Consider the following 22,051-nt stretch of genomic DNA (forward strand, 5'->3'; position numbering starts at 1 on the left):
TTTTCCTTTATTTAGGAACTCCCGCCGTCAAGACTTCATGACTTTCCAATGTCACCAAAACATCATCTTCAATTCTCACGCCAATACCGCGCCATTTTTCAGGAACCTCCGGCTGTCCTTCAACGGGTTTAATATAAGGAGAAATATAAATCCCCGGTTCCACCGTCAGCACTTGTCCTGCCTGCAAAACTTGCGGATTTTCGCCGTACTGATAAACGCCGACATCATGCACATCCAATCCCAGCCAATGACCAGTGCGGTGCATATAAAATGGCTTGTATTTCTCTTCTTTAATTATCTCTTCAATGTCGCCCACCAAAAGTTTTAAATCCATTAAACCTTCCACCAAAACGCGCACCGCTGTTTCATGAATTTTGCTGTAAGGATTTCCGGGATATACTTGACTAATTGCCTGCAATTGTGCTTGCAAAACTAAGTCATAAATTATCTGTTGTTCAGTTGTAAATTTGCCACTAACAGGAAAGGTACGAGTAATATCAGCGTTGTAGTAGTCGCAAGCACAACCGGCATCTATTAGCAACAAATCGTTTTCCTGCATTTGCCGGTTGTTTTCGATGTAGTGGAGGACGCAGGAATTGTAGCCGGATGCAACAATTGAAGGGTAAGCGGGAGTGCAGCCATTTAAGCCGAAAGTATGTTCTATTTCAGCTTGAATTTCATATTCGTATCTGCCCGGTTTAGCGAATTCTTGGGCGCGGTTGTGCGCTGCAACTGAGATATTAGCGGCTTTTCGCATTAATGCTAATTCAGTTTCGCTTTTCACCAGCCGCATTGGGTGTAAAATGATGTTGGAATCTTCGATTGCTGTCGGGCCTGTGCCACGTTTGGGATAGGTTGCCATCAAGCGCTGCCAGTGATTGAGGACTGTTTGGTCGAAACTACGATCGCGCCCGAAGTGATAGTATATGCGATCGGCTTTTTCTAAATATTTCGGCAATTTTTCCGCAAGTTCATTAATCGGGAAAGCTTCATCCGCGCCGTACAATTCCTTAGCGCCTTCTACTCCGGCGCGATAACCGTGCCAAGTTTCTTTTTCCAAGTCTTTTGGCTGCACAAACAACACAAATTTGTGTTCTTCGTGGTGCGGCGCGAGCACTGCTACCGCCGCAGGTTCGTTGAAACCGGTTAAGTAGAAAAAATCGCTATCTTGTCGGTAGGCATATTCTACATCGTTGTGCATGACGGCTGCGGGTGCGCTACGAAATATCGCCGTCCCGCTGCCAATTTTGGCCATTAATTGTTCGCGTCTTTGCCGATATTCGGTGGGGTTGGTCATCCGATTTTAGATTTTAGATTTTAGATTTTAGATTTTAGATTGATTGTAATATTAACACTCGGCGGTTGAAACGGCTAAGTTTACGGGCACACAGACTTGCACCTGCAAGGCAATGGTTGAAGATATAGGCGATCTGTTTTTTTTCTGGGTTACAGCACTTCTCAATCTTGGTGAGGTATGCCCTATGCCCTATGCCCGCTTATCAAGCGTACACCTCATATTACTGAGAAAGGCTATACTTATTTATTCTCTTGTTCTGCGATCGCCAATTTACAAGTATAGTCAACCAGCCGAGACAAAGATGAGTGGCCATCGACTAAAGTCCATTTCGGAGAGAAATTCGACCAATTTTCGCCATCTTGGCTAACTCTGACCGTTCTCAACTGTCGTTGCTGGCAGTCAACTTCCATTTGCGCCAACAATTTATCGTTACTAAACTGTTGAGTTACTAAAATAGTTCTGACTGGATAAGAGGGAGCACCGGGAATATCGGATTTGCTTAATTCAACGCTGCTGGAGTCGATGCAAATATCTACAAAACATCTTGATTTTTCGGCGCGGGCGCTCAAAGTATTGACACCAACAAAAATAAAAGCTGCTATAAAAAAAAATGACAAATTCTTAGTATGTAGGGCCAATGTAGTATTCATCTGCGTTAATTGGCGTTTAGGGGCGGTTTAATATTATTGACAGTTTAATAAAAAAGTAGGGACGTGGCAATAGTCTTGCGTCCCTACTTTTTAAAGACACGGCAATGCCGTGTCCCTAATGTTCAAACAACTATTAAAGTTGAGGAACGTATTGTTCTTTTTCAGGAACAAAAGTGTATTCAGAGACGATTAGGCGCAACTCTTCGCCGTCGATGGTTTCTTTTTCGATCAACAAATCGACTAAGCGATCGATCACAGTGCGATTTTCGCGAATAATTCGGCGGGCGTCGTCGTAGCAGTGATCGACAATCGATCGAACTTGTCCGTCAATCCGAGAAGCTATTTCTTCGGAATATTCCGATCGCGCTGTGTAGTCGCGGCCGAGGAAAATTTCGCTTTGCTGAGCTTCCAGGGCGATCGGGCCCAAGGTAGACATCCCATAGCGAGTCACCATTTGCCGCGCCATACCGCTGACTTGCTGCAAGTCGTTACCGGCACCGGTGGTTACTTCGGCATCGCCGAAAACTACTTCTTCGGCTGCGCGGCCACCCAAAGCACCGCTAATCCGGGCTAAAATTTGCGATCTTGAAATCAAACCTTGGTCTTCGCTGGGCATGAACCAAGTCAAGCCGCGGGCCTGTCCGCGAGGAACTAAGGTAACTTTTTGAACTGGATCGTGGGCTTGAATGATTGTACCGACGATCGCGTGGCCGATTTCGTGGTAAGCAATCAAGCGCTTGCTCTTGCTGTCCACCAAAGGAGTGCCTTCCATACCTGCTACCACGCGATCGACTGCATCGTCAACTTCGAGCATCGTAATCGCTTCTTTGCGGCGGCGGGCGGTTAAAATCGCAGCTTCGTTGAGCAAGTTAGCCAAATCAGCGCCGGTAAAACCAGGAGTGCGGCGGGCGATGGCGTCCAAAGAAATCTCTGGAGACAGCTTCTTGTTGCGCGCGTGAACTTCCAAAATTTCCAAGCGGCCTTTGATATCCGGCGTATCTACGCTAACTTGGCGGTCAAAACGTCCCGGACGCAGCAACGCTGAGTCGAGCACGTCGGGGCGGTTTGTGGCAGCAATGATAATAATGCCAGTATTGCCCTCAAAACCGTCCATTTCGGTCAGCAACTGGTTCAGGGTTTGTTCCCGTTCGTCGTTACCGCCGCCGATACCTGCGCCGCGCTGGCGGCCCACTGCATCGATTTCATCGATAAAGATAATGCAAGGAGCATTTTCTTTAGCTTTCTTGAACAAGTCCCGAACGCGGGAAGCGCCGACACCGACGAACATTTCGACAAATTCCGAACCGGAGATGCTGAAGAAAGGCACGCCGGCTTCGCCTGCGATCGCTTTTGCCAGCAGGGTTTTACCGGTTCCGGGAGGGCCCACTAGCAGCACGCCTTTGGGAATCTTCGCCCCGACTGCGGTGAAGCGTTCGGGTTTTTTGAGGAATGTCACCACTTCTTGAAGTTCTTCTTTGGCTTCCTCAACGCCTGCTACGTCGTCGAACAGTACGCCTGTTTTAGCTTCCATTTGAAAGCGAGCTTTGGATTTGCCAAAATTCATGGCTTGGCCAGGGCCCCCTGGCACGTTGCCACCGCGGCGGAAGAGGAAAAACAGCCCTCCTACTAACAACAGGGGAAATACTAGATTGCCTAAAAGTCCCCAGACAGCACCGTCGTTGCGTAGTGGGTGAGTGTCGAAGCTGATTTTGGAGTCTCTGAGCCTCGAAACCAGTTCCGGGGCATTTGAGGGCAAGTCTACCCGCCACCGCTGCTCGTGATTGTCCAGTTCGGGATCGACTGCTAGGACAATAGCCGTCCGACCTCCGTCGTAAAGGTCAACGCTGGTCACTCGACCGGCGTTTAAGTAATCTAAGAATCGACCGTAGCTCAGGCGGGTGCTGGCGGTATTCTTGCTCATTTCTGCGGGGGATGGCGCAAAGGCTCCCTGCCACAAGAAAAAGCCGATGACTAAGGCGGGTAAAGTCCAAAGTAGTATAGTTCGCCAAGAAATTTTCATAAATGAGGATGCCTTGAATTGGGGACAGATCGGGTAAGATCGCGGTGTGGGAGAAGTGCGACAAAAGTTTACACTCAGAATCTTAACTAAATTTAACTTAACAATGCACTCTCAGGCAACAGGCCGTATTGCCGCGATCGATCGAGAATACTCCTCGACCGAAACCATCCAGGGTACAAGCCCCCGGACCGCGCCCCCTGTTGTCCCCTCTAAAATCTAAAATCTAAAATCTAAAATCTAAAATCAATTAAGGGCGATCGTCCCGAATATAATGTTTGGTGCTGATTTCGATACCGATCTAGGTAGAGTTAGAAGAATCGCCGCAAAACCCACTGTCTTTAAGCGTGGCAGTGTCAAGGGATAAGGCATGATAATGGTGAGGCTCAGTGAGGTAACACATTTCAATGACAACTAGACAGCTTGTTCCTAATTCGGCTATGCTGACCCAGCAGACTAAAGTCGCTTCTAACAAATCGATTATTAGTGCTGATTTGGGTCGGACGGCAACTAAAGCTTGCGTGAGTCGCAACCCGAGTAGCGTTGTTTTCATCCCTGCCAACGTGGCTACTATGCCCGTGGAAAAGGTGCGGGGCGGCAGCTTTGAGTCCAAAGCAACAGACCCTCTGTTGGATATGTGGCTGGAGTACCAGGGCAAGGGCTACGCGATCGGTCAATTGGCAGCAGATTTTGGCGCTAATCTCGGTGGCGCTGACCAATCGAAAGTAGTAGATGCTTTGGTTAAGGTCTTTTCCTGTGCTGGATATTTCCAGATGAAAGGCGAAATAGCAGTTGTGCTGGGTTTGCCGTTTTATTCGCAGGATCAGTTTGAGAAGGAAAAGGAAGAGATTATCAGCCAACTGCGCTCTCCCCACGTTGTGGTGTACCGGGGCGAGCGGGTGGATATTAACATCAGTCACGTTTGGGTGATGCCGGAAGGGTTCGGCAGCCTGATTTGGTGCGAGGCTCAAGATAACAAGGAGTTTACGCCGGAGTTGCCGGAACTGTCGGTGGCTGTTGTAGATATCGGACACCAAACTACCGATTTGTTAATGGTCGATCGTTTCCGTTTCGCCCGGGCGGCTTCAAAGAGCGATTCCTTCGCAATGAACAAGTTCTACGAACAAGTTGCCTCAAAGATTCCGGGGGCAGACCCTCAATCTCTGTCTTTACTGGAAGCGGTGAATAAACCCGAAGGCCAGCGTTTCTACCGTCCCAGAGGAGCGACTAAGCCGACTAATTTAGATCCGATTATTAAGGATTTGCGAGAGGCTTTCGCTAACGAACTGTCCGAACGTTTGGTGCAGTGGTTGCCCGAACGTGTGACGGATGTGGTTCTGACTGGCGGTGGCGGCGAGTTTTTCTGGGAGGTTTTGCAACCTTTGCTTAAAGACGCCAATCTTAAGGCTCACTTGGCTCAGCCTTCCCGGAAAGCTAATGCTTTGGGACAGTTTATTTATGCTGAGGCTCAGCTAGCCACGATAAAGTAACGCATTAAGGCTTGAACCCTATGGCACTGTGGGCAAAAAATAAGGCGAATTTCTCGGTGGCGTTTACGGAAGATGCTGCGGATCAAACTTTGCTGGCCGCTATTGAAAAAGAGTTGGCTTTCACGAAGTATCAGACTTTCAGCAATCTCTGCAAGCAAGCTTTGTGGCAGTTTTTGTCTGTATCTGAGTCTGCTAGCTCTACACAGAACTTTCAGCGGTTGGAACAGCGTATTGCTGAACTTGTGGTGAAATTTGCTGAGTTTGAGCACAATGTTTCGGCAGAGGAATTAAGCCGTTTGGAGGGACTGGAACATCAACTGAGTCAACTCAGCGCGCAGTTGGATCAGTTGCAGGGGAGTGTTAACAGTAAGTTTGCTCAAGTTTCTTTTGCCCCAGTTTCAAAAGTAGTAGAGCCTGGCCCGATTGAGTCTGACTCTGTGGCGGATGATAATGTAGTGCCTGATGCTGAAGTTGCTCCTCCTCGGAATTCCGATCCTTTGTTGGAGCGTTTAAGTTCTTTGTTACCCCAAGATTTCTAAAATGAGGTAGACCCAGGCTAAAAAGCCTTGAGATGTAATGTTAGTGGCCCGCTGTTAGCAGCCGGTACTGAATACAGAAACAAAGCGATCGCTCTTTTGAAAAAAAAGGGCGATCGTTTTGTTATTGCCGATTTTAGATTTTAGATTTTAGATTTACTCATTTTTGTCTATACCATTCCCATTATTTGATTATTCCTAATTTTTGTAATCGCGAACGAATGGCACTAGGCTGTCGCTGAAATCTCTGAGCTAATTCGTCAATTTGTTGACCGCTAGCATATTCTTGCTTCAAATTTTCGTCTTCATCCTGACTCCACTTGACATAAGCTCTGGGATATTTCTGGCGAATTTTCTCATTCTGGGTTTTTGGTCGATAACCATTCTTTTGATCGGCATTCAAACCCGAACCAAACTGTGGGTTAATTTCCCCACCGCGATGGGCTAGCGCATCTTGCACGCGGTTGGGAATCACAGCAATTTCTTCAGATAGTTGAGCCAAAGCATTGTCTACTTTTTGCTGAAGTTCTGTTAGCTGTCGCTGCTGCAAATTGCCCCACTGTGGCAGTTCGTTGATAAACTGCTGCAAGTCCAGAATTATTGTTGTCAAAGTTTCGACTTGTTGCAACTCCGGTCGCTGTTTGAATTGGCGGCTGGTGAGTTCGATCTCGCTTTGAATCATTTTAATAGTTTTTTCTAAAATTATTAGTCGCTGGCGCAGGTTCTCAATTGCTGAAATTAGAGAGTGTACATTTTCTCCAGGCCCAACATTGAGATTTTCGCGAGATGTTTGAGCAAGAGCTTCGTCTAAAGCATTTACAGCAAGTTGCAATTGCTCGATCGCGCGATCGGTAGTAGCTGCTTGTTGATTTACGCGATCGAACGTGGCCGCCGTACTTGCTTTAACTTGCTTGTGCAGCTTCTGCCGGTTCACAAAATTCAACACCAACGCAATCACGATCGCGCCTTGAGCATAAACGCTCTGTTCCCAAACCAAACTAGCAGCCAATCCCACAGCAGAGGCAGCAATAAAAACCACTTCAGCAGTTTCTAACAAATTGCTCGACGTGGGATTTTGGATTTTTGTTGGTGAATTGGATGATGACATAAGTTAATTAGGAATTGGGAATTGGGAATTGGGCATAGGGAATTGGGCATAGGGCATAGGGCATAGGGAATTGGGAATTGGGAGGCTGTACATCACGGAATTTAAAATTACTATGGGTTTTTTATTGACAGCCATGTAATTAAATATATTAAAGCTGCAAAATTTGTCGAGCTAAAGTGAAATAAATCAAGACCCCGAGGACATCAACTGCGGTGGTAATAAAGGGAGCAGACATTAAAGCGGGGTCTAAACCCAAAGAACGAAATAGAAAAGGCAGAGCTGAACCGGCAATAGAAGCTAAAATTGCGATCGCAAACAAACTCACTCCCACCGCGAGTGCCACTGGTAAACTCCCTTGCAGAGTGTAAGCCCAGCCCGTCGCTACAGTTCCCAATATAGCTCCTAGCAGCGCTCCCGCCATCCCCTCGCGAACAATTACTTGAAACGGGCCCATTGCTGTAATTTCATCAGTGTTCAAACCGCGAATTACAACTGTTGAGGACTGAGCTCCGACATTGCCTCCAGTGCCAGTCAGCAGGGGAATAAAGGCTGCTAGGGCGACTACTTGGTTCAAAATATCTTCTTGAGCTCTAATAATTGCGCCGGTGACAGTATTAGTTAAAAGCAGAACAAACAGCCACACGACTCTTTTCCGGGCAACGGTAATTAAATCGGTCTGAAAATAATTGTCGCCACCGGATTGGACGCCGCCCAAGGTATAAATATCTTTGGCTGCTTCTTGTTCTAAAATGTCGATCGCATCGTCAACTGTAATGATGCCGACCAAACGCTGTTCGCGGTCTACAACGGGCACAGCTAAAAAATCGTAACGCTGGATCAGCCTAGCTACTTCTTCTTGATCCGTTCCTGTTTGAACAGAAACTACGTCGCGGGTCATAATTTCGCCGACAGTTTTGTCGAGGGGCGAAGTGACTAAATCCCGCAGGGATAAAATACCTGTCAAGCTGCGTCCGGCGTCAGTGACGTAAAGAGAATAAATTGTTTCGGTAGTTTTAGCCAAAGAGCGAATTCGGTCTAAAGCTTGGGCGACGGTAAAGCTTTCTTTCAGAGAAATATATTCCGGGGTCATGATCCGACCGGCGGTACTGGCTTCGTAACCCAAAAGTTGAGCCGTTGCTTCCCGTTCCGTCGGGCTCAATTCACCCAACAGGCGACGGACTAATATTGCCGGCAGTTCGTCAAACAGTTTAGCTCGATCGTCCGGGGACATTTTGTCTACAATGTCAATGACTTCTTGGCGTTTGAATTTTTCGCAGAGGGACTGCTGAACGCTGGAGTCGAGATATTCGTAGACTGCGATTGCTTCGTCTTTGGAAAGCAAGCGGAAAGCTATTACTTGCATGGTTTCTGGCAGGCCTTCGATAGCTTCAGCTATGTCTGCTTCCTGAACCGGGTGCAAAATCGCTTTTGCTCCTTTAAAGTCTCCTTCTTCCAACAGGGCCCTTAACTGCGATCGAACTAATTCCCGCAGTTCTTTTCGCGCGTAGGTTGGTAGAGAAGACGATTGATAACTTTTTTCTGTCACTGATGACCCTCCTAAACCTGTGCTGCGCGCCTTCCTGAATCCAGTTTAGAGCCTATTGACGCCACTGGTTACAGCGATCGGACTTGCCCTGACAAGATCCGCACCTGACCACGAATTTCAAAGGTAGTACCCGCCACGTGATTTATCCGTGGAATCAATCCCAAATCGAAAATCGAAAATCAGAAGAGCCCCCGCATTGATCCGTGGGGTCGCCTCTAAAATCTAAAATCTAAAATCTAAAATCGCGCAATCGATTGACCCCTATTCTTCTGGTGCGCGCCCAGCATCTTGCCCGATTTGGGTTCCAATACATTTATCTCGATCGGCGACACTCATCGGTAGGAAAGGAGAATTGCGCCCCAGCACTTTTTCCAACAAATTCGTCGAACTTTGATTGCGAATAAAATTATTGACCAAGAATTTCTTGATGGTACCCGCCACGTGATTTATCCGTGGAATCAATCCAAAATCTAAAATCCTCAAGCCCCCGAATTTATCCGTGGGGTCAATCCAAAATCTAAAATCTAAAATCTAAAATCGAATGACTGTTTCTTGCCATTCAGTGTCACTTGCTGGCAATATCATGCCGTAAGAAATGCAGGTTAAAGGCTGCTCCGGTATCACAGAATATTGGCTTGGACTTAAACCCTGTCTCAGCGCTTCTCCTACTAACAGCATTCCGTCGCTAGCAAAGGCATCGATTGTTCCTGATACCGCATCTTTTACACCAGACTGTCGGCCCGCGATACCTTCATACAAAGGTGTAGGGCTAGGATTTAGACTCTCAGATCAAATCAAGGAACAGGGAACAGGAAAATTATTTTATGTAGGAATGAGTCTCAAAAGCTGCATCTGAATAGTATATAATTATCACACAACAGATGTGATATTACAAGGTGCGTATTGTGGGATAAAAATTCTCTTCGCTCTTATTTTTATTACGGAATGTTTAAACTTGTATCTTTTTCTTAACCCTTTTATATTCTTTACCAAATCTTTATTTTTTTTGTATAGGGTCTTGTTATCGTTGCTTCAAGCGAGCTTACAGCATTTTGCAACAAGAGTGAAATAGCCTTTAGTTAAAAAAGAGGTCTTTATGACACAGTGCCCCTGCTGCTCGAATCAAATGCTCCGTCACGTTCGCCAGCATCAAATCTACTGGTTTTGTCGCCAATGTTGGCAAACAACACCTATTTACAATCTGAACAGATGTTGCTCATCGCCATCTCTAAATCTAGTTAGAGGGCTAGGGCTTAATGAACAACATTCTTTACCAGTGGAATCTAATAGCTCATTTGAGGGGGTATAAAGTTTAGATAGTGCCTTATAACTAACTGGTTTTCCGGCTCAAGACTTAGCTCTCTTGCCTCAGTAAATTACCCAATTATAGCCCAATAAATCGAAAACAGCTCTATTCATCTATCGCTTAATTTATGGTGATCCCTCGACGCAAAGTCATTATAAGTTTAGACCAAACACCACTTAAACGATTGCTACCTCTTTTGCTTGGTGTGGTGGCTTCTTTTGCTGTTTTATTTACGTGGCAACAGCTAACCATCAATGCACAAATTCACATTGAGCAGTTAATTCAGCAGGAAGCCAATGCGATTCAGTCACAACTAACCGAAGGATTATCCATTCGAGTTTTGACGCTTCGGCAAATGGCGAGTCGCTGGCAAGCCAATGGCGGTACACCAAAGGCTCTTTGGGAAGCCGATGCTGAGGCTTATGTAAAGGATTTTTACGGTTATCAGGCGATCGCATTAGTCGATCCATCATTTAAAGTGCGATGGGTTGCACCACTGGCAGGGAATGAGGCAGCGCAAAACCTAGATTTGAATGGGGAACTACGTCGGAAAATTACTTTGCAAGTAGCTCGTGATTTGCGTCAACCTATCTTAAGTGGCAATATTTCACTTGTTCAAGGGGGTAAAGGATTTTTAGCAAGTTTTCCTTTGTTTGTAGGTGAACGGTTTGATGGGTTTATTGTCGGAGTTTTTCAATTTAAAACTCTATTTGAGAGTATTTTAAAAGTGTCATCTGGGTACAATGTGGCTATATATGATGGCCCAAATTTGATCTACGGTCAAAAGTATTTGCCTCAAAAACCAGAGGATAAAACAGTTGTAGTGAAAGCCTATGGTGTAGACTGGAGGATAGAGGTTTTTCCAACTTCATATCTACTAAATAATGTCAAATTTTATTGGCCAAGAGTTGTATTAATTGGTGGTTTAGTTTTAGTTTTGATCCTGATGTGGGTCGTGTATCTCGCACAAATTAGTTATGGCAAAGTCGATAAATTCAAAAAAGCTAATCGCCAGTTGCAATGGGAAATTCACCAGCGAGAACAGGCAGAAATTGCGATCGCCCGACTAGCTGCGATCGTTGAATCTTCGGAAGATGCCATTCTTAGTAAAGATTTAGAGGGTGTAGTTACAAGTTGGAATGTAGGAGCCGAAACAATTTTTGGCTATACAGCGGCCGAAATAGTAGGGCAATCAGGGAGAAAAGTGATTCCCGCAGACTATCGAGATGAGGAAAACGAAATTATCACTAAAATCCAGCGAGGAGAACGCATCGAACACTACGATACAAAGAGGCTGAGGAAAGATGGAACATTAATCGATGTCTCGATGAGTGTCTCCCCCATTAAAGACGATGCAGGGAATATAATTGGAGCCTCAAAGATTGCCCGGAATATTGCTGACCGCAAACAAGCAGAAGCAGCACTACGTCAAAGTGAAGAACGCTGGGAACTTTCTGTACGCGGGAATAATGACGGCATTTGGGATTGGAATGTTCAAACCAACGAGGTCTTCTTTTCTAGTCGTTGGAAGGAAATGCTGGGCTATGAAGACCATGAAATCCAAAACATTCTAGACGAATGGGCTAATCTGGTACATCCCGATGATTTGGGATGGGTGATGCAAGCCGTTCAAGATCATTTTGCCAAGAAAACTCCTTTCTATATCACAGAACATCGCATTCGCTGCAAAGATGGTTCCTACAAATGGATTTTGGATCGTGGTCAAGCACTTTGGGATGATGCAGGTAACGTAATTCGGATGGCTGGCTCTCACACCGACATTACGGAGCGCAAGCAAGCTGAAGTTGCTTTACAGGTAAGCGAAGCCAGATATCGGCAATTGATCGATAACTTAAATGCGGGTTTTGTGATTCATGGGACAGATACCTGCCTCCAATTCTGTAATGAAACGGCCGCTGAATTACTAGGGTTTTCAATGGATCAAATGCTGGGAAAACCCGTGAGCGATCCGGCATTGCATTTGGTGCGGGAAGATGGCAGCGTGATGCCCCTAGAGGAATATCCCGTGAATCAGGTTTTATCCACGGGAAGTTCTATCAAAAATCAGGTTTTAGGAATTAAAAAAGAAATGGATAGTTGTGTGTGGGTATTAGTTAATGCCTACCCGGAGTTAGATCAAAAAGGTCAACTTAAAAAAGTTATAGTTACGTTTATTGATATTAGCCAGCGCAAAAAAGTGGAGCTGGAAATCCAAAAAACTCGCAATTTCTTACAAGCACTTCTGGATAATTTACCCGTGGCGGTTTTTGTTAAGGACGCACAGCCTAAACAATTTGGCGTATTTCAGTTTTGGAATAAAACCAGCGAACGGTTATTTGGCATTTCAGCCGAACAGGCGATCGGCAAAAGTGGCTATGATTTGTTCCCAACAGAACAGGCTATCTTTTTTGACCAAAAGGATAGAGAAGTTTTTGAAAAAGGTAAGACTGAGGATATTCTCGAAGAAGTCATTGACAGTCATAGTCTGGGAAAACGTTGGCTGCATACGGTGGAGATTCCCATTTACGACGAACAGCATCAGTCCCAGTACCTACTTTGTTTTTCAGAAGATATCACCGATCGCAAACAAGCAGAAGCAGAGCTTAGAGAAATGAGTGAGGTGATGAAAAATGCGCTGTCCGGCATTTCCAAAATAGACACTCAAGGACGTTACCTCTATGTCAATAAAGCATATTCTGACGTGACCGGCTATCAGCCAGAAGAAATGATCGGGATGTCCTGGCAAAAAACCGTAGATCCCGATGAGTTGGAAAAACTGGTTGCAGCCTATTGGCTGATGGTGCAAGAGGGCAGAGTTGAAGTTGAAAGCAGAGGGGTTCGTAAAGACGGTTCGGTTTTTTATAAGCAATTGGTGATGATTTCAACTTACGACGAACAGCATCAATTTTTGGGGCATTACTGCTTCATGAAAGATATTAGCGATCGCAAAAAAGCCGAAATTGCACTAGAACAGGAACTCCTGCGGAGTAAAGCCTTCTTCAAGACTTCACTGGACGGTGTTGTTGTCATGGATAGGGTCGGAAAAGTTGTCGAAGCTAGTCCCAGTTTTGCTCAAATGCTGGGCTACAGCCTAGAAGAAACCCTGAGTATGAGTGTGTTTGATTGGGATGCTGAATGGACGAGGGAAGAACTACAACTTATGCTCCAGAGAGAGGAGGTTATTCCGCTGTTTGAAACGCGACATCGCCGCAAGGATGGTTCTGTATATGACGTGGAAATTAGCTGGAACCGGGTGAAATTAGAAGATGAGATGATGAACTTCTGTATCTGCCGGGATATTAGCGAACGTAAACGCAACGAAGCCGATCGCCAACAATCCGAAATCGAGTTAAAAATCTCTCAAGCGCGATTTGCCGGAATTTTAGAAATTGCCAGCGATGCGATCATTTCCATCAATACCAATCAGCAAATCACTTTGTTTAACAAGGGAGCCGAAAAAATTTTTGGTTACGTGGCTGAGGAAATTTTAGGGAAACCCCTGGCGATGTTGATGCCCTCGCGCCTTGCCGATGCTCACCATCACCACGTCCGCCACTATGCCCATAATGGAGGCTCTGCAAGGCAAATGGCAGAGCGAGGAGCCATTTTTGGGCGGCGCAAAGATGGCACAGAGTTTCCCGCAGAGGCTTCCATTTCCAAGATCGAGATCAACGGTGAAATTATTTTTACTACCTTTCTGCGAGATATTACGGCTCGACAACAGGCAGAGGAAGCTCTGCGCTATCAGAAAGAGATGTTTCAGGCGATCGTCGATAATATCCCAGTGATGATTGCTTTATTTAACGCGCAAGGTCAAATGGAATTGCTCAACCCGGAATTTGAAAACATTTTAGGTTGGTCGCTAGAAGATTGGCAGCAAAAAGATATCTTAGCTGAGTGTTATCCTGACCCAGTTGATCGTCAAAGTGTCGGGGACTTTATGTTATCAGCAACCGGCAAGTGGCAAGATATGAAAACACTGACCGCCACCGGACAGCAGTTAGAGACATCTTGGGCAAACGTGCGGCTTTCTAGCGGGCATTTTTTGGGCATTGGGCAAGATATCAGCGATCGCAAACGTAAAGAACTGGCACTGCAGCACGCAATGGAAGCAGCAGAAGCAGCGAACTTGGCAAAAAGTACCTTCCTAGCCAATATGAGCCACGAATTACGCACACCTCTCAACGTAATTCTAGGATTTGCTCAGGTGATGACCCATGACCCCTCCCTAACTCCCAACCAAAAAGAAGACCTGCAAACAATTCGACGGAGTGGGGATCACCTCTTGAGTTTGATTAACGATGTGCTGGATCTCTCGAAAATTGAATCGGGACACTGCACAGTTGAAGAAAGCGGATTAGACTTAATTGCGCTGCTGCATTCCCTGCGAAATATGTTGGCCCAACGAGCAAGTTCTAAAGGACTTGACCTTTGTTTCGAGATTGCGCCAGAAGTTCCCCAATTTATGCTTGTCGATGCTCAAAAACTGCGCCAGGTTTTGCTCAATCTGCTGAGTAATGCCATCAAATTTACCGATCGGGGAAGCATTACTTTGCAAGTCAGTATTGAGGCGGACGGTACAGGGGCATTAACCACAACTCGGCAGATTCTCCAGTTTGTAGTCGCTGACACAGGTGTAGGGATTGCACCGATCGAACTCAGTACCATCTTCGATGCGTTTGTGCAAGCCCAAGCTGGGAGACGATCGATCGGCGGTACTGGGCTAGGTCTCACCATTAGCCGCAAATTGCTGGAACTCATGGGCGGAAAAATTTCTGTCAGCAGCACTCTGGGACAGGGGAGTACCTTCACCTTTACCCTTCCCGTCAGCCCCATCAGTGGAGTTAATGTTACACCCGAAGAGAATAATCGCCTCGTGATTGGGCTGGCTCCCGGTCAACCGGATCATCGCATTTTGGTGGTTGATGATCAAGCAGAAAATCGCTTGCTAATGGTCAGATTACTGACACAATTAGGATTAGAGGTAAAAGAAGCTACCAACGGACAGCAAGCGGTGCAGATTTGGCAACAATGGCAACCCGACCTAACCTGGATGGACATTCGGATGCCCGTGTTAGATGGATACGAAGCTACGAAGCAAATTCGGGCAATGGAAGACGGACAGAACAGTATCATTATTGCACTTACGGCCCAAGCTTCCCAGAGCGATCGCACCCTCGCCTTGGCTGCTGGCTGCAACGACTACATCAGCAAGCCCTTCCGGGAACAGACCCTATTTCTTAAGATGGCCCAATACCTAGGTTTAGAGTATGTATATGAGGAAGAGGAAACAGAAAAGGGGGAACGGGGAACAGATTGTTTTCCTTCTTATTTCTGTTCTGTTGCCTCTGGGGTTCCAGATTCCCTCGATCCAATGCTTCTGGCGACATTACCAAAAGAATGGGTGGTTGAGTTGGAAGATGCTGCTTTATGTGGGGATGATTTTGCGATCGTTGAACTGGTAGCTCAACTTTCATCAGACCTGGCTCAATTCGGTACTCATCTGACGGAACTCGCCCACCAGTATCAATTTGAGAAAATCCTTAATCTAATTCAAGGTAATTTCCCAAGTGAAATTCCTCCATTGGATTTATAAGCTGTTGTGCAGTTAAACGTTTGATTAGGACTAGGAAATTAGGCACAGCCAACAAGAATTCAATTTGATTGTTGGTAAAATTGCCAAAAAAACATCCTTAATTTTTATTGATAACTACTGCTCTAAAATGCCTCATAAAGTACCAAAAATTTCGGAAATTACTCCTTTAGATTTAACAAATTTAGAGGAATGCAGTGAAGAATCAGTATATGCTCCCGGTCATATTCAGCCCCACGGAATACTTTTATGTCTGCAAGAAAAAAGCCTCAACATTTTACAAGTAAGTGACAATGTAGAAGTGTTTTTTGGCATTGGTGTCGCAGAATTGCTAGGTCAGCCATTGCCATGGTTATTTGGTCACGAGCAAGTACAAGAAATGGTCAGGTATCTCAATCAAGAAAAGCTCAAGATTCATAATAGTTTTAATCTGAAAATACCTCTAAAAGACGGCAAAATTCAAACATTTAGAAGCACAGTGCATCAGCGACCCGATGAGTTGATTCTGGAACTAGAACCCCAATTGACTATTGAAAATAATCATGCAATGGATTTTTATCAGCGTCTGCAAACAGTTATCCTCAACTTTCGCACTGCGCTCGGTCTTTCTGATTTAGCTCAAACCATTGCTAGAGAAGTAAAAGCCATGACAGGGTTCGATCGCGTGATGATTTATCGGTTTGAAGCCGATGACCATGGGGTGGTGATTGCCGAAGAGAAAGAAAGCTATCTAGAAAGCTACCTGGGATTGCATTACCCGGCGATCGATATTCCCGTACCCGCCCGCAAATTGTTTTACCGCAACTGGGTGCGCCAAATTCCTGATATCAATTACACCCCGGCCCGGCTAATTCCCACCAACCATCCCCTAACCAATACACCCCAGGATCTAAGTGCTTGTGTCTTAAGGGGAGTATCTCCCTACCACATTGAATATTTGCAGAATATGGGAGTGGCTGGGACACTGACGATTTCGTTAATTGACGATCGACGCCTCTGGGGATTAATTGCCTGTCACCATTACAGCCCGCGATTGGTAGATTACGACACTCGCAAAACCTGTGAATTTTTAGGACAATTTGCCTCGATCGAACTGGTGCATCAGCAAGAGCGAGAATTGAACGTTTACCGATCGCAGGCGAAAACTATTCAGGATCAACTTCAGCAGGCATTCCGGCGAGAGTCTAATTTTATCGAACAGGTATTGACCGAAAATGCTTCTCAATTGCTAGATTTAGTTCATGCTCAGGGAGCTGCTATTCTGCTCGATGGTCGTCTGACATTGGTGGGTAAAACACCATCTGAAGCTGAGGTTGACGAACTCGTGCAGTGGTTGCTGCAACAGAACAAAGAACGAGTGTTTGCAACAGCTTCTTTGTCTCAGTTGTATCCCCAAGCGAAGCAATTCAAAGAGCGAGCTAGCGGTGTTTTAGCAATCTCAATCTTGCTATCCTACGCCATACAAAAGTCATACCACATCCTTTGGTTCCGACCCGAACAAATTCAAACCGTAAACTGGGCAGGTAATCCACATGATGCTGTGTCGATCGACGAAATTGGAAAAATGCACCTGTCTCCCCGCAAATCCTTTGAACTGTGGAAAGAGACAGTGCGGGAGATGTCTGAGCCGTGGCAGATTGCAGAGTTAGAAGGTGCCGCCGAAATGAGACATATCCTCATGCTGGCGGTGTTAGAATTTTCGCAAGCTGCCCTAGAACACGCTGCAGAAAGGGCAGCAATAGCCAACCGTGCCAAAAGCCAGTTCCTTGCGAACATGAGCCACGAGCTCAGAACGCCACTCAACGCCATTCTGGGATTTACCCAGCTTATGAACCGCAGCCCCCATATCCCAGAAGAATTTCAAGAGCATTTAGGGATCATTACCCGTAGTGGAGAACACCTGCTGACATTGATCGACGATGTTTTGCAAATGTCTAGGATTGAAGCAGGGCAATTGGTACTGACTAAAAGCTGTTTTAATCTGCATCGACTGCTGGGTTCTATTAACGAGATGTTCACCATCAAAGCGCCTGAGAAAGGGTTACATCTGAGCAGCGAGTGGGATGCTACTGTCCCCCGTTATGTCTGTGGCGATCAAGCAAAACTTCGCCAAATCTTGATTAATTTGTTGGGGAACGCGATCAAATTTACAACAACAGGAAGCATAGTGCTGCGCGGACGAGCTTTTTCATCAGATGATATGCCATCCAGTACAAATTGCGATCGCGCCACTAATCAACCGGATATTCAACGAACTATTACCCTGTGTCTCGAAGTTGAGGATACCGGATCGGGCCTTTCTCCCTCAGATTTAGAATCAATTTTTGACGCCTTCATGCAAACCAATCGCGATCGTCACGATCGAGGAACAGGTTTAGGACTGTCTATCAGTCGTGAGTTTGCGCGTCTGATGGGAGGCGATATCACCGTGCAAAGCACTCTGAATCGAGGCTCGACTTTTACCTGCCAAGTCGTTTTGGAACTACCAGAGTCCCTTGATTTAGAGGAACCTGAAACGAGCGATCGGATTATCGGGATTGAACCTGGGCAACCTATCTACCGAATTCTAGTAGCAGAAGACGTTCCCGAAAATCAGCAACTGCTGGTGACACTGCTGGAGTCAGTTGGGTTTGAGGTGTGTGCGGTGGAAAATGGGGTAGAGGCGATCGATCGTTGGCAAACATGGCACCCTGACCTGATTTTGATGGACATTCAAATGCCTGTCATGGATGGTTATGAAGCGACGAGACAGATTCGATCGCAACAGTCATTAGTCATGAGTCATGAGTCATCAGCAGATAACTCAGGGCAAATGTCACAGGACAAAAGACAAATTACACGCATTATTGCCCTGACTGCCTATGCTTTTGAGGACGATCGTATCGCCAGCCTGCAAGTCGGTTGCGATGACTACATTGCCAAGCCGTTTACTGAAGACACACTTTTCGACAAGATAGCTCATCACTTGGGCGTCCGCTACTGCTACGCCGAAAAAATTCCGCCAGACTCATCAGCTTCGCCACCAAAGATATTGACTCCATACTTGAAAACCATGCCCCCCAAGTGGATTGCAGAAGTTCATGAAGCAGCACTCGATCTTAGTGATAATAAGCTTTATGAACTTATCGCTCAAATTCCCAAGGAGAAACAAGATTTCATCGCGGCGATGACATCTCTGGTAGATAACTTTCAGCTTGAAGCGATCGCAACTCTCACCCAGATTTAGGAATAAGAACATGACAGCTTTATTCAAACTTGTAGCCCAAACGCATATTCTCATCGTGGATGATACCCCAGACAATCTACGCTTGTTAGCCAAAATTCTAGAGTCACAGGGCTATATTGTCCGTAAAGCCCTCAACGGCAGAATGGCACTCCAAGGTGTTCATCGCGACCCACCGAGTCTAATTTTACTTGACATCAATATGCCCGAAATGAATGGGTACGAAGTCTGCCAAAAGTTAAAAGCATCGGAAGCGAGTGCTCAGATACCGGTTATTTTTATCAGTGCCCTCGAACGACTAGAAAACAAGGTACGAGCCTTTGAACTCGGTGGCGTAGACTATATTACCAAACCCTTTCAAGAACAGGAAGTGCTGATGCGAGTAAAAAATCAATTACTCATCCAACAGCAACGCCAACAACTGCTAGAACAAAATCAACGTTTAGAACATGAAATCCAAGAACGTCTGAGGGCAGAAGCAGAAGTAAGACAGCTATCCGTGACCGATGAATTAACGGGATTATATAACCGACGGGGCTTTTTTTTACTAGCAGAGCAACAACTAAAAATTGCGAGGCGCACGCAAACATCTTATTTTATTTTGTTCGCTGACTTAGATGGTTTGAAAAAAATTAACGACACTTTAGGACACGAAATGGGAGACCGAGTAATCGTTGACGCAGCTCAAATATTGAAGCAAACCTTTCGTGAAGCGGATATTGTGGCTCGACTGGGAGGAGATGAATTTGCTTTATTTATTCCTAACTTTTCTGGTGATTCATCTACTAATTTTCATGCTCGGCTGCAAGACAATATAGATCGCTTTAATCAACAGTCAGAGCGAGCTTATATATCAATAAGTCTTGGTGTGCAGTTTGGGGATTTAAATAATGAAGTTTTATTAGAACAATTGCTGGCAAAGGCTGATAAACTGATGTACGAGCATAAACGCACCAAACGCTGTTTCAATCCTCAACCTTTCTTTTGAGAACACCGATATCGGAGCGTCATAAGCAGTATTTATTAAATGTGAGATCAACCGAGAAAGAGTAAACTGAAAACAAGATCGGGAAACAGCTTGCAGACATTAGCCCCTGGGCCAGAAAACACGATGCAGTACAGCTCATCACACCTAAAACTGAGAGGGTGACAACCGCGTTAAAAGCTCTCTCTGTATTAGGTTAAGGGTGTGTGCGAGCAAAAAATGTCGTAGCTATTGAACATTTGCTAGTTGAAATTGAGATAAATTTTAGATTCAGCGGACTTATGTAAAGTATTGTAGGATTAAATTGGCGATCGCTCTGGCTGTTCGCCATTAAAATTAAGAGAGAGTATTTATGCAAATTGTGCTGGCTGCCTTAGACGATAGTTTAGTTAGAGCCTGGGAAAGCACTTGCGGCAGTATGGAAAATGTAAAGATACATCACGGTTCAATATTTGATGTGAAATGCGATGCTATTGTTAGTCCGGGGAATAGTTTTGGTTTCATGGACGACGGCTTAGAGTTAGAAATTTCGGAATATTTTGGAGGGCAGGTTCTTGAACGCTTGCAAAAAATAATTCAATCTCGACATCACGGCGAACTCTTAGTAGGCATGGCAGAACTTGTAGACACAGATCATGCTGAAATTCCCTATTTAATAGCTGCACCAATTATGAGGGTTCCCACAGTTTTAAGAGAAACAGTAAATGTTTATCTAGCAACCCGCGCTATTTTGACTCTCGTAAAATTTGGCTCTGTCCCAGATGGAACGCCTGTCAAACATATAATTGAAACTATCGCTATTCCCGGCATGGGTACGGGAATGGGCAAAATGCCGCCACATATCTGTGCCAATCAAATGAAAGTTGCGCTGGAAGATATCCTCTTATCTCAGTACGAATTTCCTCAATCTTTACTGCACGCTCAAAGAGGTCACCATTTGTTATATACGGACGATCGCGAAGATTTGCAGTTGGCAAATTAAAATTATTAAATTGGCCCGTTTTATTGGGTTGAGAAACCAAGTTGATTGGTGTGTGTTGTTTTAGGTAGAGAGACTTATCATAAATTTAAGGAATGAGAATTAAATAACTTCCACTCTTGAAAGTGGGATGGGCGTCCCGCCCGTCATGAGTGGACGGGCGGGACGCCCATCCCACAATAACAATTAAAATTGTAAGTTATTTAATTCGCGCTCCTAAGTGCGCTAAACCGTACCTGCAAGTTGGCGGTATCCTACAGACAAGAGAAACTTTGGTAGATATAATGTAATAGAACTGAGGTCATTCCAACTAGGTAAGCGCGGATACAAAAGTTGATAAAGCTGGAACAAGAATTGCCTAGTTCTTATTAAATGCCAGAATTCCTTCTGGCGCTACACGTACAAAGTCTGTATAAAAGACCACAATTCAATCTGGCGCTACACATACAAAGTCTGCGTCCGGGGACTGTTAGTTTTTTTCAAAATGTTTACTACCAAAGGAGAAGATTGAGATGACAGATCCAAAAGTAACCGAGGAACCAGTTTTAGAGGCTACTCTCGAAACGACGGAGCTCGTCAAAAAAGAGATGCCCGACGCGACTGATGAGGCGATCGCAGAAACTGCGGCGCTGTTTGAATCAATTAAAAAACGGGCCACCGCCGAAGTGCAAGCAGCGGGCGAACTCACCCGCGAAGCTTATTTAAAAGCTGTCAATAAGGCATCGGGGGCGATCGAAGAAAATAAGGATCTCGCCCACGAGAGATTCACAGAAGCAGTCAAGCTGATTAAACAAGAAACTGAGAAAAATTGGCTGGTGGTAGATGCGATTAAAACGCGGGCGCAAGCGCAGGTGCAAGATGCAGGCGAAGTCAGTCGCGAAGCTTATTTGAAAGCAGTGCGACAAGCGCGAGAAGCGGTGGAACAAAATAAATTGATCGAACGCGATCGCATCGAACAAGCTGTTGACCACATTCACACGGAAGCTGAAAAGAATTGGCACCTTATTGTGAAGCAAATTGAGTCGATCGGCACTCGCTTGACGGATGCGGCTAAGTCTGCATGGAACTCGCTGACGGTGTTTTTTGACAAGAAGGATTAAACTCAGATATGACACCATTTTAAGAAACAGGCAAGATGCCTGTTCCACAAAGATTGAATTTTCTTGTGGAACAGGCATCTTGGCTGTTCATATTTAAAAAACAGGCAAGATGCCTGTTCCACAAAGATTGAATTTTCTTGTGGCACAGGCATCTTGGCTGTTCATATTTAAAAAACAGGCAAGATGCCTGTTCCACAAAGATTGAATTTTCTTGTGGCACA

General features: G+C 45.4%; 15 protein-coding genes. 7 read left to right on the forward strand and 8 right to left on the reverse strand.

Features of this window, described 5'->3' with window-relative positions; translation table 11 throughout:
• Nucleotides 1-7 precede the first annotated feature (7 nt).
• From QT987_RS12810 to ftsH2, 3 genes are all read right to left on the reverse strand, one after another.
• A complete protein-coding gene (locus QT987_RS12810) occupies nt 8-1,297 on the reverse strand; it encodes an aminopeptidase P N-terminal domain-containing protein (protein ID WP_333240334.1) in 1,290 nt (429 codons plus the stop codon).
• 239 nt (nt 1,298-1,536) lie between these two features.
• Nucleotides 1,537-1,947: a hypothetical protein gene (locus tag QT987_RS12815; protein WP_333240336.1), complete on the reverse strand. Its 411-nt coding sequence runs from the start codon at nt 1,945-1,947 to the stop codon at nt 1,537-1,539.
• A 133-nt stretch (nt 1,948-2,080) separates the two neighbouring features.
• The gene (gene ftsH2 / locus QT987_RS12820; protein WP_333082514.1) at nt 2,081-3,967 is read right to left on the reverse strand and encodes an ATP-dependent zinc metalloprotease FtsH2; all 1,887 of its coding nucleotides are present in this window, start codon (nt 3,965-3,967) and stop codon (nt 2,081-2,083) included.
• A 404-nt stretch (nt 3,968-4,371) separates the two neighbouring features.
• Here ftsH2 and QT987_RS12825 point away from each other — a divergent pair, with 404 nt between their 5' ends.
• Together QT987_RS12825 and QT987_RS12830 are read left to right on the forward strand one after the other, a co-directional pair.
• A complete protein-coding gene (locus QT987_RS12825; protein WP_333041971.1) occupies nt 4,372-5,454 on the forward strand; it encodes a ParM/StbA family protein in 1,083 nt (360 codons plus the stop codon).
• Between the two features lie 20 nt (nt 5,455-5,474).
• Nucleotides 5,475-5,993, forward strand: a complete 519-nt coding sequence (locus QT987_RS12830) for a hypothetical protein (protein ID WP_333056950.1) — start codon at nt 5,475-5,477, stop codon at nt 5,991-5,993.
• Between the two features lie 181 nt (nt 5,994-6,174).
• Here the strand turns inward: QT987_RS12830 and QT987_RS12835 are convergent, their stop codons facing one another.
• The 4 genes from QT987_RS12835 to QT987_RS12850 all read right to left on the reverse strand — a co-directional run bounded on the left by QT987_RS12835 (nt 6,175) and on the right by QT987_RS12850 (nt 9,403).
• Nucleotides 6,175-7,098, reverse strand: coding sequence for a hypothetical protein (locus tag QT987_RS12835; protein WP_333240338.1), 924 nt, complete (start codon nt 7,096-7,098; stop codon nt 6,175-6,177).
• A 148-nt stretch (nt 7,099-7,246) separates the two neighbouring features.
• The gene (gene mgtE, locus QT987_RS12840) at nt 7,247-8,644 is read right to left on the reverse strand and encodes a magnesium transporter (RefSeq protein WP_333240340.1); all 1,398 of its coding nucleotides are present in this window, start codon (nt 8,642-8,644) and stop codon (nt 7,247-7,249) included.
• A 261-nt stretch (nt 8,645-8,905) separates the two neighbouring features.
• A complete protein-coding gene (locus QT987_RS12845) occupies nt 8,906-9,085 on the reverse strand; it encodes a hypothetical protein (RefSeq protein ID WP_333240342.1) in 180 nt (59 codons plus the stop codon).
• A gap of 90 nt (nt 9,086-9,175) precedes the next feature.
• Nucleotides 9,176-9,403 carry a hypothetical protein gene (locus tag QT987_RS12850; RefSeq protein WP_333240344.1) on the reverse strand — a complete coding sequence of 76 codons (228 nt, stop codon included), beginning with the start codon at nt 9,401-9,403 and terminating at the stop codon, nt 9,176-9,178.
• Nucleotides 9,404-10,077: 674 nt separating this feature from the next.
• Here QT987_RS12850 and QT987_RS12855 point away from each other — a divergent pair.
• The 5 genes from QT987_RS12855 (at nt 10,078) to QT987_RS12875 (ending at nt 21,830) form a co-directional block, all read left to right on the forward strand.
• Complete coding sequence (locus tag QT987_RS12855) at nt 10,078-15,546, forward strand: PAS domain S-box protein (RefSeq protein WP_333240346.1); 5,469 nt, start codon at nt 10,078-10,080, stop codon at nt 15,544-15,546.
• 127 nt (nt 15,547-15,673) lie between these two features.
• The gene (locus QT987_RS12860; RefSeq protein WP_333240348.1) at nt 15,674-18,769 is read left to right on the forward strand and encodes a response regulator; all 3,096 of its coding nucleotides are present in this window, start codon (nt 15,674-15,676) and stop codon (nt 18,767-18,769) included.
• A gap of 10 nt (nt 18,770-18,779) precedes the next feature.
• Entirely contained in the window at nt 18,780-19,754 is a 975-nt protein-coding gene (locus QT987_RS12865) for a diguanylate cyclase (protein ID WP_333056958.1), read from the forward strand.
• Nucleotides 19,755-20,103: 349 nt separating this feature from the next.
• Complete coding sequence (locus tag QT987_RS12870; protein ID WP_333240350.1) at nt 20,104-20,733, forward strand: macro domain-containing protein; 630 nt, start codon at nt 20,104-20,106, stop codon at nt 20,731-20,733.
• Between the two features lie 509 nt (nt 20,734-21,242).
• On the forward strand, nt 21,243-21,830 hold the full coding sequence (locus tag QT987_RS12875) for a hypothetical protein (RefSeq protein ID WP_333240353.1): 588 nt from the start codon (nt 21,243-21,245) through the stop codon (nt 21,828-21,830).
• Nucleotides 21,831-21,849: 19 nt separating this feature from the next.
• On the opposite strand, the gene QT987_RS12880 is transcribed toward QT987_RS12875, so the two are convergent.
• Nucleotides 21,850-22,051 (reverse strand): hypothetical protein (locus QT987_RS12880; protein ID WP_333240355.1); only part of this gene is annotated, 202 nt, incomplete at its 5' end.

The organism is Microcoleus sp. SVA1B4 (assembly GCF_036700545.1).
Classification (GTDB): Bacteria; Cyanobacteriota; Cyanobacteriia; order Cyanobacteriales; family Microcoleaceae; genus Microcoleus.